Genomic DNA, 13,336 nt, shown 5'->3' on the forward strand with positions numbered 1-13,336 from the left:
AACTATAAGCCACGGCCGAGCTGCGTGCGGCGGTGCATGAGCCACAGCAGGTAGCTGCCGCCGAGCGCCGCCGTGAGCACGCCCACGGGCAGCTCCTGCGGCGCGAGGATCCAGCGCGCGAGGATGTCGGCCGCCAGCAGCAGCACCGCGCCCATCAGGCTGGCCAGCACCACGTGGCGCTGGTGCGTGCACGGCGCGATCGAGCGCACGAGGTGCGGCGCGGCCAGGCCCACGAAGGCGATCAGCCCGGTCTGCGCCACGGCCGTGCCGGTGGCGAGCGCCATCGCGGCCACGAGCCCGGCGCGCATCGGCGCGAGCGGCAGGCCCAGGCTGGCGGCCGTGGATTCGCCGAGCACCAGGCCGTCGAGCGCGCGCGCCAGCACAAAGGCGGCGCCCGCGCTCAGGGCCCAGGCGCCCGCCATCAGGCCGCAGGCGATCCAGCCCACGAAGCTGGTGCTGCCGAGCGTGAAGGCCTGCATGGCCTGCAGGATGTCGGGCGAGGCCAGTTCCACCAGGTCGCGCGCGGCCCCCAGCACCACGCCCACGATCACGCCGGCCAGCAGCAGCCGCAGCGTGTGCTGCACACCCCGCGCCAGCACCAGCGTGAGCAGCACCGCCGCCACCGCGCCCAGGAACGCCATGCCCGTGACGCCCAGCCGCGCGAGCCACTGCGCCGCCGTGGGCGACAGGCCGAAGAACGCCATCGCCAGCGCCCCGCCGAGCGCGGCGCCCGACGCGCTGCCCAGCAGGTACGGATCGGCCAGCGGGTTGCGGAAGAGCCCCTGCGCCACCGCGCCGGCCAGGCCCAGCAGCGCGCCAGCCAGCCATGCGCCCAGCGTGCGCGGCAGGCGGATGTCCCACAAAATCTGTCGCGCCACGGGATCGGCGTCCGCGCCCCAGGCGAAGCCGATGCCGGTGCTGCCCACGCCCGCGCCCAGCAATACCAGCACGGCGCTGGCGATCAGCAGCCCGGCGGCCAGCCACGCGGAGCGGCGGACGCCGTGCGGGCCGGCGGCATCGCAGGCCACCGCATCGGGTGGGGCTGGGGGCGCGGCACCGGGCCCGTGCGGCACGCTCATGGCGCCTTGTCCGCAAGGCAGCGCGCCATGATGCGCGCTGCATCGGCCATGCGCGGGCCCGGGCGCACCACCACGTCGGCCTCGCCCGGCGCGAACACGCACACGCGCTGCTCGCGCACGGCGCGCAGGCTCTCCCAGCCCGGGTACGGCACCAGCGCCTGCATGCTGCTGTTGCCCACCATGAGCACGTCGGGCGCCGCCCGCACGACGAACTCCGGGTTCAGCCGCGGGAACGGGCCCAGCGCGGGCGGCACCACGTTGCGCGCGCCCAGGCGCGCGAGCGTCTCGCCGATGAACGACACCGTGCCGGCCGCATAGGGGCCGCGGCTCACCTCGAAATACACGCGCGCTCCCCGGGCGCGCGGGGGCAGCGACTGCGCGGCGGCCTGCACGCCGGCGTCGATCACGCGCCAGACGCGCTCCGCGCCCTGCTCCGCCGGCACGCCGAGCAGCGTGCCGAGCGTGCCCAGCACCGCGCGCACGTCGGCATGCGTCTTGGGCTCCAGCGCCACGACGGGAATGCCGAGCGCCTCCAGCCGGTCGCTCGCGCGGGAGCTGGCGGCCAGCAGTACCACGTCGGGCCGCTGCGCCACGATGGCTTCTATGTTGGGGTCGATGCCGCCGCCCAATTGCGGCAGCCGGCGCACGGCGTCGGGCCAGTTGGAATAGCGGTCCACGCCGACGAGGCGCGCGCACTGCTGCAGCTCGCACACCGATTCGGTCAGCGAGGGCAGCAGGCTCACGATGCGCTGCGGCGGCTTCTGGAACACCACGCGGCGCCCGCGCGCGTCAGTGATCGCGATGGGGACCGGCGCCGGAGAAGCCGACGGCGCCGCCGGCCCGGACGGAGCCTGCGCATGCGCGGGCCCCCACCCGGCGGCACCCGCCACGCCCAGCACCAGCGCGGCGGCCAGCGCCAGCGGTACGGTGCGACCCCGCAGGCCGGGCCACCTCATGGCACGGGCTCCTTGAGCGTGAGCGGCAGCCCGGCGGCCACGAGCGTGACGCGCTCGCAGGCCTCGGCGGTGCGCTGGTTGAGCACGCCCAGCGCATCGACGAAGCCGCGCACCTCGCGCCCCATCGGGATCACGCCCAGGCCGATCTCATTGCCCACCACCACCACCGGGCCCGGCGCCTGCCGGATTGCTCCTAAAAACATAGCAGACTGTTCAATGAATCCGGCGGCATGGGTACTGTCTGGTTCAGAAGCCTCCGCCTGCAGCGGCATCAGCCACTGCGTGAGCCAGAGCGTGAGGCAATCGACCACCACCAGCGTCTGCGGCGTGCTGCAGCGCGCGAGCGCGCCGGCCACGTCGCGCGGCTCCTCCACCGTGGCCATGCCCGGCACGCGCTCGGCGCGTTCGCGCTGGTGGCGCGCGATGCGCTCGCGCATCTCGGCATCCCAGGCCTGGCCGGTGGCGATCAGCACGGCCCGGTGCGCGGGCGACCGGTCCAGCCAGGCGCGCGCCAGCGCTTCGGCTCGGCGCGATTTGCCGCTCTTCTGCCCGCCCAGGATGAGTTCGCTGCGCGCGATCGACGGCGCCTGCGTCATGCCACGTCCCCGTGCGCGCCGGGCTCCGCCTGCAGCGCGCCCTCGGCCCCGAACAGCGCCGCCACCGCGCGCGGGCTGGAGGGGAACCACGCGTGGAAATAGCTCGCATGGATGCTGCCGTGCCGGTAGAGCGCCTCGCAAGGCCCGCTGCCCGCCTCGGGCCGCGTGGTGTGCGTGCGCACGTCGGCGCGGCTGTCGCAGGTCGAGTAGTGGAAGGTGTGGCCGCGCAGCACATGGCCGCCGAGGTCCAGCTGCTGCGGCCCCAGGGCCGCCAGCCGCCGCTGCATGGCCACGTGGCCCGGCAGCAGCCCCCAGAGCGGCTGGCGCGTGGCGCCGTCGGCCAGGGTGATCGATTCGAAGAGCACCATCATGCCGCCGCATTCTGCCCATACCGCCCGGCCCGCCGCCACGTGCGCGCGCAGGCTGGCCTGCATACCCGTGTTGGCGGCCAGCCGCTCGGCATGCAGCTCGGGGTAGCCGCCCGGCAGCCACACCGCATCGCAGCCGGGCAGCTGCGCATCGGCCAGCGGCGAGAAGCGCACCACGCGCGCGCCCAGCGCCTGCAGCGTGTCCAGGTTGGCGCGGTAGATGAAGCAGAAGGCGGCATCGTCCGCCACCGCCACCGTGCGCCCCGCCAGCAGCGGCGGCACCGCGGCCTGCGGCGCGGGCGCCTCGAAGTCCACGGAAAAGCGCTGCCGCCAGTCCTCGATCGACAGGCGGCCCAGCGGCGTCTGCGCGAGCGCGTCGGCGGCCTGGTCGATGCGCGCCAGGCCGTCGGCCAGCTCGTGCGCCGCCACCAGGCCCAGGTGCCGTTCGGGCAGCAGGCCCGCGCGCTGGCGGGCCGGCTGCGGGGCCGCTCCAGCGTCCTGCGCGGGCACCACGCGCGGCAGTGCGCCCAGCCAGTCCTGCGCGTCCGCGAGGCTGCCCTGCAGCATGCCCGCGTGGCGCTCGCTGCCCACGCGGTTGGCCAGCACGCCCGCCCAGGGCAGGCCCGGCCGGTAATGGCGCAGGCCCCAGGCCAGCGCGCCGAAGGTACCCGCCATGGCGGAGGCATCCACCACCGCCAGCACCGGCAGGCCGAAGCGCTGCGCGAGATCGGCCAGGCTCGGCGTGCCGTCGAACAGGCCCATCACGCCCTCGACGAGCACCAGGTCGGCCTCGACGGCCGCGGCATGCAGGCGCGCGGCGGCGTCGGCCTCGCCGGTCATCCAGAGGTCGATGGCGTGCACGGGCGCGCCGCTCGCGAGTTCGTGCCAGCACGGATCGAGGAAATCCGGGCCGCACTTGAACACCCGCACGTGCCGCCCCTGGCGCGCGTGCAGGCGCGCCAGCGCGGCGGTCACCGTGGTCTTGCCCTGCCCCGACGACGGCGCGGCGATGGCGATGGCCGGGCAGCGGACCGTGCCGCTGCCCGCCGGCACCGCGAAGGCGCTCAACGCGGCGCCCACTTCAGGCCCACATAGAACGTGCGGCCGGCCTGTGCGTAGGTGCGCGCGGTCTGGTAGTCCTTGTCGGTGACGTTGTCCACGCGCGCCAGCAGGGTCGTGTCCTGGCCCACGCGCGTGCTGGCGTAGAGGTTCACCAGCGTGTAGCCGCCCAGCACGAAGGTGTTGGCGGCGTTGTCGAAGCGGCGGCCCGAGGCCTGCACCTCCGAGCCCACCGTCCAGCCCGCGATGCGCGTGTCGGCGCCCAGCGTGGCATGGCGCTTGGCGCGGCGGGCGAGCTGGCGGCCGGTGTCCTCGTCGCGGTGGTTCTGCAGGTCCAGCGATGCGCGCAGCTGCACGCCTCCGAGCGCATGCTGGGCCGACAGCGTCACGCCCTGGTACCGGGCGCGGCCCGCGTTGGCGTAGCAGCCGAACGCATCCTGGCACGGCCCCGCCGCGCCGAACACGATGAGGTTCTTCACACGGTTGCGGTAGGCCACGACGGAGGCGCTGCTCGCGCCCTGCGCCCAGCGCAGCCCCACCTCGGTGTTGCGGCCTTCCTCGGGCTTGAGCGAGGCAACGCCGTACTGGCTGAAGCGCTGGTAGAGCGTGGGCGCGCGGAACGAGGTGCCCGCCGAGGCCGTCGCGCGCCATTGCGGGGTGATCGCGTAGCCGTAGGCGATGCTGCCGGTGCTGTGGCCGCCGAACTCGCTGTCGGAGTCGTGGCGCGCGTTGAACTGCAGCGCGTGCGGGCCCGACGTGAATCCGTAGCCCAGCGCCAGCGCGTCCTGCGAGCGGTCGCCGTCGATGGTGCCGTTGCGCAGTTCGTCCTCGCGGCGCTCGAGCGCGGCAGTGAAGAGGTGGCCGCCCTCGCGCCACTCGTTCTGGAACAGGTAGCCGCGCAGGCGCGTGTCGGTGAGGTAGGGCGAAGGCCGTGTCTCGTAGCGGTCGCGCGAATCGGTGACCGACACGCGGGTGGTGTAGCGGTCGCTCCACTGCGCGCGCCAGTTCAGGCCCAGCGCGTGCATGCGGTGCAGCGCGCGGTCGTCGTTGCCCAGCGGCGTGGTGTCGTAGCCGGCATTGGTGTCGGCCGCGGCCAGCGTGCCTTCGAGCCGCTGGCGCGGGTCGATCTGCAGGCCCACGCGCGCGTTCACGGACGAATGGCGCAGGCCGTCCTTGTCGGGGTTCTGGCCGGCGATGGTCCGGGCATTGAAGCCGTCGCTGATCTCGCGCTCGAAACCCAACGCGTAGTCCACCGCACGGCCCTCGCCCGCCGAGCCGCTCACGCCGGCCTCGGCCTTGTAGGTGCCGTGGCTGCCGGCGCCCACGCCCACGTAGGGCTGCGCCGGGCCTTCGCCCTTGCGCGTGAAGATCTGGATCACGCCGCCGACGGCGTCGGAGCCGTACACCGCCGCGGCGGGGCCGCGCAGCACCTCGATGCGGTCGATCAGGCCCAGCGGGATCGCCTCCCAGGGTGCGCCGCCCGTGGTCTGCGAATCCATGCGCACGCCGTCGATGAACACGGCCGTGAAACGCTGCTCGGCGCCGCGCAGGTACACGCTGGTCGTCGTGCCGGGCCCGCCGTTGCGCGAGATCTCCACCCCCGGCACGCGGGCCAGCACGTCGGCCACGCCCGTCGCGCCGCTCGATTCGATCGTTTCGCGGTCCACGATGGACACGTCGGCCACGAGGTCGGACAGCGGCTGGGGCGTGCGCGTGGCGGTGACCACGGTATCGCCGAGCTGCGCGGCCGGTGCGGCGTGGGCGCCGGCCGCGAGGGCGAGGCCTGCGGCCAGCGCCACGGCGGCGGGAACGTGCAGGGACGGGAAGGAGCGCACGCCAGCGGCGCCGCGGACACGGGGAAATGGTGAATGCATGGAAACGATCGGCAGAGAGCGGACCCGCGCCGGCCTCCCCGCCGGCATTGGGTGACACGGCCGTGCGCCCCGGGCCTGGTGGGCCGGGGCGCACGGCCTCCGTGTTGGCCGGTATCCGGGCTGGTGGAACCACGCCCTCCGACGCCTTCCCAGGCGCTTGTTCAAGGCGCCCAGTGGCTTGTGAAGGAGGGGAAAGCCGGGCCGGGGCGGCGGCTTTCGTCCACTGACCGTTGCGGGGGCAGCGCAGGCACGGCGCGCCCATGGCGGACGGCGCCTCCCTGCTTCCCGTTGAACCGCGGCCTGTGAACCAGGACCGCAGGCACCAACGGCGGGGATTCTAGCCAACCCCCGCGTCGCGGCGCTCCGCATGCCGGAATGGCGCCCGTGCGCCGGCCCGCACACAGGTGCTTACCCGGCGCGAAGTCTCACTTCGAGACTGCCAACCCTACAATCCCCGGATGGTTTCCCCCCCTCCCATCGACCAGATCACCGAGCGCGTGGAGCGGCTTCTCGCGCGCCATGCCGAGCTGCAGCGCGTCAATGCGCTGCTCACCTCCCAGGTGCTCGCGCTCACGCAGGAGCGTGATTCGCTCCGGTCGCGCCTCAATACCGCCCGCATACGCGTGGATGCGCTGCTGGAAAAGCTGCCCCCCGATGAGGACGATGCACCGGCCAACCCGACCGACCTGCCCAAGGACGCCTGAATGAACCAGATCGAAGTGCAGATCATGCAGCAGAGCTACCGCCTCGCCTGCCCCGAAGGGCAGCAGGAGCGGTTGCTGCAGGCCGTCGAGCGCGTGGACTCGGCCATGACCCGCATCCGCGATGCAGGCAAGGTCCGCGCCCGCGAGCGCATTGCCGTGCTGGCGGCCCTCAACCTCGCCTTCGAACTGGCCGACCGTGCCGAGGCTGCGGCCCAGGGCGCTGCCAGTGCGGCGGAGCCGGCCGGCCCGGCATTCGATGCATCGGCCCCGTTGCCTCCGCCGGCCGCCGCGCCGCTGGAGCCATCGCCGGCGCCCGCGCCGGTGCCCTCGCAGGCCAGCCTGCTGGCCGACACCGCGGAGTCCGGCGCGCCCGGTGGCGATGCGCTCGACGCGCTGCTGCGCCGCCTGGACCAGGCGCTCGGCGACGATCACCGGCACCTCTGACCCTGCGCTTCCAAAGGGCGTTTTGCGCGCCTACAATGGAGGCGTCTGCAGTGCCGCCGGGCTTTATATTTCCTTGAACCAATGCTCATTGAGCACGGGCTTGGTACATTGCCCGGTGAGCGTGATCATCTCGCGTCAGATGAGCCCAACGCCTGGCTGCCCTCGCCCCCCTGAACCCCCGGTTCAGGATGAGGGTCCGGTGGATACTGCAGACACCCATTCCCAGCGCCGCGGCCCAACCCCGCGGCGCTTTTTCGTTCAGGGCCTGGCGGGCCCTTGCACCTGAAAGCGTGCCTGCATTCCACCGGCTATCCGGTAAGCGGCAGGCAGGAAGCCGTGGCCGAAAGCGCATGCACAGGCGGGGCAGCCCCCCGCCCCCAGATTTCGCCCCCGGGCCCGCAGGCCCGCCCCCCGGCGAACGGGTGCGCCGGGCACCGGACCACGCCCCATCAGGTGGGCTCGGGGACAGGCTCCCACACATAGGCCTGGCCACCCGTGATGAGCGCCCGGAAGGCCTCGGCCGGCAACCCCGGCGCGCACAGGAAACCCTGGAAGTAATGGCACTCCATCTGCTCCAGCGCCAGGCGCTGCGCGGGCGTCTCCACCCCTTCGGCGACGACTTCGATGCGCAGCGCGCGGCCCATGTGCACGATCGCGTGGATGATGGCGCGGTCGCCTTCGTCGCCCGGCAATCCGCGCACGAAGGACTGGTCGATCTTGAGCTTGTGGATCGCCAGCTTCTTGAGGTAGGCCAGGCTGGAATAGCCCGTGCCGAAATCGTCGATGGCCAGTCCCACCCCCAGCTCGGCCAGCGCGGCGAGGCGCTGCTCCATCTCCTGCGCATCCTGCAGCAGGATGGTCTCGGTGAGTTCCAGCTCCAGCAGCGTGGCCGGCAGGCCGTGGCGCTGCAGCAGCACGACCAGGCGCTCGACGAAGTCGGGTTGCCGGAACTCCAGCGCGGACACGTTCACCGCCACCATGAGCGGAGAGCCGGCGCGCATCCATTCGGCCGCCTCGCGGATCGACTGCTCCAGCACCCACGCACCCAGCGTGACGATGTAGCCCGACTCCTCGGCCAGCGGGATGAACACGCCCGGAGAGATCGCGCCCAGCTCGGGATCGGTCCAGCGAAGCAGTGCCTCGGCCCCCACGACGCGCCCGGTCGCCATGGCGATCTGGGGCTGGTAGTGCACGGCCATGTGCCCCCGGTCCAGCGCCTGCCGCATCGCGTGCTCGAGCTTCATGCGCGAGAGCAGGTCCGCATTCATCTGCGGCTGGTAGAAGCCGTAGCTGCCGCGGCCCCGCTCCTTCACGCGGTACATGGCCGTGTCGGCCTGCTTGATGAGGTCGTCCAGCGTCTCGCCGTCCTGCGGGTGGAGGGCGATACCGATGCTGCACTGGATCGAAAAACCCATGCCGTCGAGCATGAAGGGCTGGCGCATCTCCTCAAGGATGCGGCGCGCCACGCCTTCCGCCACGTCGGTGGCGCCGGAATGCAGGTAAATGACGAACTCGTCGCCCCCGAGCCGGCACAGCATGTCGGTCTGCCGCAGGCAGCTCTGCAGGCGCTGCGCGACCAGCTGCAGCACGCGGTCGCCGAAGAGATGCCCCAGGGAGTCGTTGATGATCTTGAAGCGGTCCAGGTCGATGAACAGGATCGCGAATCCACCGCCCTGGACACGCGCGGACTCGATGGCCGACGCGACGCGGCGCGACAGCAGCAGGCGGTTCGGCAGGCCGGTGAGCACGTCGCTGTAGGCGAGTTGTTCGATGCGTTTCTGGGCCGCGTGCTGGAGCGTGAGGTCGCGGAAGGAATACACCCGGCCCATCGGACGGCCGTGGCTCAGCTGCGGGACCGACCGGCGCTCGATCACCGTGCCGTTGCGCAACTGCAGGATGTCGGTGGTTTCCTCGTCGGGGAACTGCGCGATGCCGAGCAGGCGCGCGCGGTAGGCATCGGCATCGGCGACCTGCCCCGCCATGTGCGCCTCCACGGCCGCGTCGTTGCGCTCGACCAGCAGGGTGTCGGGCATGTTCCAGAGCAACGCCAGGCGCTGGTTGAACGCCCGCACGCGGCCGGCCATGTCGCACACGAGCATGCCGTCGGCAGCCGAATCGAGCGTGGCGCGCAGTTCGGACAGCAGGCGTTCCAGCTCGCGCTGCGTGGACGCCTGTTCGCTGCGGTCCACCATGCCCAGCACCAGCAGCGGCATGCCCGCGGGCGAGGCGACCGCGGCCACGCGGCGGTCCACGGGCACCAGTTGCCCGTCGCTGCGCAGCATGTTGGAGTGCGAATGGATGCCCGCCATCAGGCCGGCCATGTCCTGCGACCAGAACGCGAGGTCTTCGGGCGTGCAGGCCAGCGCGTGCACCGGCATCGCTTCCATGGCCTCGGCGGGCCGGCCGGCCAGGTCGGCCGCGGCCTGGTTGCAGAAGACGACGTTGAGCGATTGGGCATCGACCAGCCAGAGCGCCTCGGGCAACCCCTGGAAGACGGAGCGCCAGGCAATATCGATGGGTGCGCCGCTCACGAAGCCACCCCGTCCGGGCCGATGTCCACGGCGCGCTCGAAAAAGTAGCAGATGCGCTTGCGGGGCGAAAGATAGTCCAGCGCATCGCGCGGGAGCTGGGCGGGCCGCAGGCTGCGGCGGATGCCGAGGTCGGGCAGGCGCTCCAGGTCCACGACGAGGGCTTCTTCCTTGGGCACCGCGCCGTCGTGCACGATCAGCAGCGGCCGCAGGGGCCGGCTCGAATCGACCGAGACGACGATCGCATAGCGGTCGTTGGTCAGTTGCACGATCGACCCCGCGGGATAGACCCCCATGAGCCGGATGAACGCCTGCAGCACCTTGGGATCGAACCGCGCCTTGTGCTGCGCGAACAGCACCGACAGCGCCTCGTGCGGCGTGAGGGGCGCCGCGCCGCGCAGTGGGTTGCACATGCGGTCGTAATGGTTGACCAGGGCGAGCACCTGGCCCGCACGGCCCAGGTCGCCTGCCTTCAGCCCGAGCGGGAAACCGCTGCCGTCGGCCATCTCGTGGTGCTGGGCGATGGCCGAGACCACGGCCCGGCCCAGGCCCATGCGCTGCGCCAGCACCACGGACTCGCCCACGTGCGCCTCGTAGAGGGCCTGGTCGGCCGGGCCGAGTACGGCGCTGGGCTGGGCCACGTGCGGGGGCAGCGTGATCTTTCCCAGATCGTGCAGCAGGGCCGCGACGCCGAGGTTGTTCAGGTCGTCGCCCTGCAGTCCCAGGGCCTTGCCGAGCAGCAGACCGAGCACGGTCACGTTCACGGAGTGCAGCGCGGCACGCGTGCCGGCCCGCTCGGACAGCAGGCGGATGGCCGAATCGCCATTGGCCATGAGTTCGTCCACGCAGCCGGTGATCAGGGACTCGGTGGCCTTGCGCGCCTCGGCAGGATCCTGCTCGGCATGGAGCGCGAGGCGTTCGTAGATGCGGGTGGCCCGGGCGAAGCGCTCGTCGCACTGGGCCAGGGACCGCCTCTGGGCCTCCAGCCGCGCCTGGAGCGAATCGGCCGGCTCGGCGTGCGGCAGCGGGGCCGGCGCCCCTGCGCCTGCGCCTGCGCCTTCCGCGGTGCCGGCCGCCGCGGCTTCGCGGCGGCTGTCTTCCGATGCCAGGGCTTCCTGCAACCCCGGGTCGCTCTTGCCAGGGACCCAGCGGACCTGCCCCAACCCGAGGGACACCAGGGTGCCGATCTGCTCACCCGACGCGATGCGGAAGCTGCTGACCGGAAACGGATGGTTCATCCAACCCAGCTCCAGCTGGATGTACATGCCCACGCGCAGCCGGCCAACGTCGATGAGGAGGGAGTGGTTCACTTTCTGTAGCGAGGGTACGGGAGGTCGTGTGGAAACACCTCTCGTTCGTAACCATTATCACTACTTCATAAGCACCCGTTTCGGTCGCCGGGCAAAATTTCAAACCCTATCGGCACCACATTTCCATAGGGTGGCGCCAGACGTCCATCCAGAGCGCCCAGCCCGCCACGGCCACCAGCAGCGCCCCCGCGGCGCGCGTACCCCAGGTGGCGCGGGCAGCGTCCACGTGGCTGCGCAGCCGCCGCCAGGCCCAGGCACCGCCCACCAGCCAGAGCATGCCCCCGACGCCGAAGGCCGCCATCGCCACCGCACCCCGCCAGGGGCTGCCCCCCAGGGCGGCCACCAGCAGCGCCGAATACAGCAGCCCGCAAGGCATCAGCGCCCAGGCCATTCCGGCGGCCGCCACGCCCCCGGGCGCGCGGACTCTCGGGCCGATCCGCGCCCACACGGCACGGCCCGCCCGTTCCACCCACGCGGGCTGGCGGGCCTGCAACGCCATGAGCAGGCCCCAGGCCAGCATGCCGACGTGCATCAGTGTCCAGGCAGGCCGCAGCGCCGCGGACTGCTGCGTGAGCCACGCGAGGCGGTCCATGGCCAACGCCGCGACCGCCCCGGCCGTCGCATAGCCTGCGAGCCGCGCCAGGTGAAAGCAGGCCGTGCGCACGGCGGTGGCCGACGGCGCCCCGACCGGCGGCAGCGCAGCGCGGGCCGATCCCCCGCCTCCCACCGGCATGGCCACCCACTGCACCGGAGCACCTTCCGTGGCGGCGGCAGCGGGCCTTCCCGTACCGCCGATGAGCGCGGCGCAGGGTGCCGCGCACATGGCCAGGCAATGGGGGCCGCCGGCCAGCCCCATGGCGAAGGCGGTCCAGACCAGGGCATCGGGCATGGGTGGATCCCGTTCAGATGATGCGGGAGAACCGCACGCGGTTGCGGTCGGCCTGCAGGTAGCGGTCGAACACCATGGCCACGCCGCGCACAAAGAACCAGCCCATGCTGGTCACCGAGATGCCGTCGTCTCCCACGGTGACGAGCCCCTGCTCCGCCATGCCTTCCAGCACCTCCATCTCCGCGGCGAAATACCGGCGGAAGTCGATGAGCCAGGACTGCTCCATGGGCTCGAACAGCACTTCGCCCTGGCACATGAGGGCCATGATGACCGAGCGGCGCACGAGGTCGTCGCGCGTGAGCGCGAGCCCGCGCACCACGGGCAGGCGCCCCTGGTTGATGAAGTCGTAGTACTCGTCGAGGGTCTTGGCGTTCTGGCTGTAGGTCGCGCCCACGCGCCCGATGGCCGATACCCCCAGGCCGATCAGGTCGCAGTCGGGCTGGGTGCTGTAGCCCTGGAAGTTGCGGTGCAGCCGCCCCTGCCGCTTGGCCACGGCCAGCGCGTCCTCGGGCAATGCGAAGTGGTCCATGCCCACGTACACATAGCCGGCTTCCTGGAATGCATTGAGCGAACGCGACAGCATCGACACCTTGGCCGATGCCATCGGCAGCTCGGCCGCGACGATGCGCCGCTGGGGCTTGAAGCGCTCCGGCAGATGGGCATAGGCATACAGCGCGATCCGGTCGGGCCGCAATTCACTCACCTGCGCGAGCGTGCGGTCGAACGATTCCGGCGTCTGCCGCGGCAGGCCGTAGATCAGGTCCACGTTGATGGATTCGAAACCCAGGCGGCGCGCTTCGTGCATGAGAGCGAACACCTGCTCGGCGGGCTGCACGCGGTGCACCGCCTTCTGGACCTCGGGGTCGAAATCCTGCACACCGAAGCTGAGCCGGTTGAAGCCCATCTCCGCCAGCCGTGCGAGCCGGCCCGCATCCACCGTGCGCGGGTCGATCTCGATCGAATATTCGCCGCCCGGCACCAGCGTGAAGCTGCGCCGCAGCATGCCCATGAGTTCCTGGAGGCCATCGTCGCTCAGGAAGGTGGGGCTCCCGCCGCCGATGTGCAACTGGCTCACCGCCTGCCCGGGAGCGCAGTGGGCCATGTGCAGATCGATCTCGCGGCTCAGGTAGCGCAGGTAGACGTCGGCCCGCTCCGGGTGGCGCGTGATGATCTTGTTGCAAGCGCAGTAGTAGCAAAGCGATTCGCAGAACGGGATGTGCACGTAGAGCGAGAGCGGCACGGCCTTGGCCGCCGAGCCGAGCCTGCGCTGCTGGAGCGCCAGCACATACTCGTCCGGGCCGAAGGCCTCCACGAACCGGTCCGCGGTCGGGTAGGAGGTGTAGCGGGGCCCTGGCACGTCGAAGCGGCGCAAAAGCTCGGGTGTCACAGCATTCATGGTGCGGAATTCCTTCTCGAACCACAATGTGCCCCAGGTGCCACCGCCCCGTCCTTGACGTGCGTCAAGCTTTCGGCCGCGCAGCGCTGCCACAATTGACCCATGACAGTTGCCAGCCATTTGCCCGTGCCCA

11 protein-coding genes and 1 riboswitch are annotated in these 13,336 nt (G+C 71.9%); of the genes, 2 read left to right on the plus strand and 9 right to left on the minus strand.

Annotated elements, in window-relative coordinates:
• Positions 1-2 precede the first annotated feature (2 nt).
• From BM144_RS15960 to BM144_RS15980, 5 genes are read right to left on the minus strand one after another with little or no spacing between them, the layout of a single operon-like run.
• The gene (locus BM144_RS15960; protein WP_245783690.1) at positions 3-1,079 is read right to left on the minus strand and encodes a FecCD family ABC transporter permease; all 1,077 of its coding nucleotides are present in this window, start codon (positions 1,077-1,079) and stop codon (positions 3-5) included.
• Positions 1,076-2,035, minus strand: a complete 960-nt coding sequence (locus BM144_RS15965) for an ABC transporter substrate-binding protein (protein ID WP_092954271.1) — start codon at positions 2,033-2,035, stop codon at positions 1,076-1,078. Before BM144_RS15965 ends, BM144_RS15960 begins: the two co-directional genes overlap by 4 nt.
• Entirely contained in the window at positions 2,032-2,631 is a 600-nt protein-coding gene (locus tag BM144_RS15970; RefSeq protein ID WP_092954274.1) for a bifunctional adenosylcobinamide kinase/adenosylcobinamide-phosphate guanylyltransferase, read from the minus strand. Before BM144_RS15970 ends, BM144_RS15965 begins: the two co-directional genes overlap by 4 nt.
• Positions 2,628-4,067, minus strand: coding sequence for a cobyrinic acid a,c-diamide synthase CobB (locus tag BM144_RS15975; protein WP_245783691.1), 1,440 nt, complete (start codon positions 4,065-4,067; stop codon positions 2,628-2,630). Before BM144_RS15975 ends, BM144_RS15970 begins: the two co-directional genes overlap by 4 nt.
• Positions 4,064-5,932: a TonB-dependent receptor domain-containing protein gene (locus BM144_RS15980; protein ID WP_175526050.1), complete on the minus strand. Its 1,869-nt coding sequence runs from the start codon at positions 5,930-5,932 to the stop codon at positions 4,064-4,066. Before BM144_RS15980 ends, BM144_RS15975 begins: the two co-directional genes overlap by 4 nt.
• Before the next feature lie 89 nt (positions 5,933-6,021).
• A riboswitch (cobalamin riboswitch) is annotated at positions 6,022-6,274 on the minus strand.
• A gap of 116 nt (positions 6,275-6,390) precedes the next feature.
• On the opposite strand from BM144_RS15980, the gene BM144_RS15985 reads away from it, so the two are divergent.
• Together BM144_RS15985 and BM144_RS15990 are read left to right on the plus strand one after the other, a co-directional pair.
• Positions 6,391-6,636: a DUF904 domain-containing protein gene (locus BM144_RS15985; RefSeq protein WP_092954280.1), complete on the plus strand. Its 246-nt coding sequence runs from the start codon at positions 6,391-6,393 to the stop codon at positions 6,634-6,636.
• Positions 6,637-7,080: a cell division protein ZapA gene (locus tag BM144_RS15990; RefSeq protein ID WP_092954283.1), complete on the plus strand. Its 444-nt coding sequence runs from the start codon at positions 6,637-6,639 to the stop codon at positions 7,078-7,080.
• A 449-nt stretch (positions 7,081-7,529) separates the two neighbouring features.
• Here the strand turns inward: BM144_RS15990 and BM144_RS15995 are convergent, their stop codons facing one another.
• The 4 genes from BM144_RS15995 to hemN all read right to left on the minus strand — a co-directional run bounded on the left by BM144_RS15995 (position 7,530) and on the right by hemN (position 13,203).
• Positions 7,530-9,611, minus strand: a complete 2,082-nt coding sequence (locus BM144_RS15995) for a putative bifunctional diguanylate cyclase/phosphodiesterase (protein ID WP_092954286.1) — start codon at positions 9,609-9,611, stop codon at positions 7,530-7,532.
• Positions 9,608-10,918 (minus strand): HD-GYP domain-containing protein, encoded by a 1,311-nt coding sequence (locus tag BM144_RS16000; protein WP_092954289.1) that lies wholly within the window; start codon positions 10,916-10,918, stop codon positions 9,608-9,610. Before BM144_RS16000 ends, BM144_RS15995 begins: the two co-directional genes overlap by 4 nt.
• 106 nt (positions 10,919-11,024) lie before the next feature.
• Entirely contained in the window at positions 11,025-11,807 is a 783-nt protein-coding gene (locus BM144_RS16005; RefSeq protein ID WP_092954292.1) for a sulfite exporter TauE/SafE family protein, read from the minus strand.
• Between the two features lie 13 nt (positions 11,808-11,820).
• The gene (hemN, locus tag BM144_RS16010) at positions 11,821-13,203 is read right to left on the minus strand and encodes an oxygen-independent coproporphyrinogen III oxidase (protein ID WP_092954295.1); all 1,383 of its coding nucleotides are present in this window, start codon (positions 13,201-13,203) and stop codon (positions 11,821-11,823) included.
• Positions 13,204-13,336 lie beyond the last annotated feature (133 nt).

The sequence above is a fragment of the Paracidovorax konjaci genome, assembly GCF_900112675.1.
Classification (GTDB): Bacteria; Pseudomonadota; Gammaproteobacteria; order Burkholderiales; family Burkholderiaceae_C; genus Paracidovorax; species Paracidovorax konjaci.

Coding starts and splice junctions, on each gene's coding strand:
- BM144_RS15990 (WP_092954283.1), top strand. CDS start 6,637: ATGAACCAGATCGAAGTGCAGATCATGCAGCAGAGCTACCGCCTCGCC.
- BM144_RS15960 (WP_245783690.1), bottom strand. CDS start 1,079: ATGAGCGTGCCGCACGGGCCCGGTGCCGCGCCCCCAGCCCCACCCGAT.
- BM144_RS15985 (WP_092954280.1), top strand. CDS start 6,391: ATGGTTTCCCCCCCTCCCATCGACCAGATCACCGAGCGCGTGGAGCGG.
- BM144_RS15970 (WP_092954274.1), bottom strand. CDS start 2,631: ATGACGCAGGCGCCGTCGATCGCGCGCAGCGAACTCATCCTGGGCGGG.
- BM144_RS15980 (WP_175526050.1), bottom strand. CDS start 5,932: ATGCATTCACCATTTCCCCGTGTCCGCGGCGCCGCTGGCGTGCGCTCC.
- BM144_RS15965 (WP_092954271.1), bottom strand. CDS start 2,035: ATGAGGTGGCCCGGCCTGCGGGGTCGCACCGTACCGCTGGCGCTGGCC.
- hemN (WP_092954295.1), bottom strand. CDS start 13,203: ATGAATGCTGTGACACCCGAGCTTTTGCGCCGCTTCGACGTGCCAGGG.
- BM144_RS16005 (WP_092954292.1), bottom strand. CDS start 11,807: ATGCCCGATGCCCTGGTCTGGACCGCCTTCGCCATGGGGCTGGCCGGC.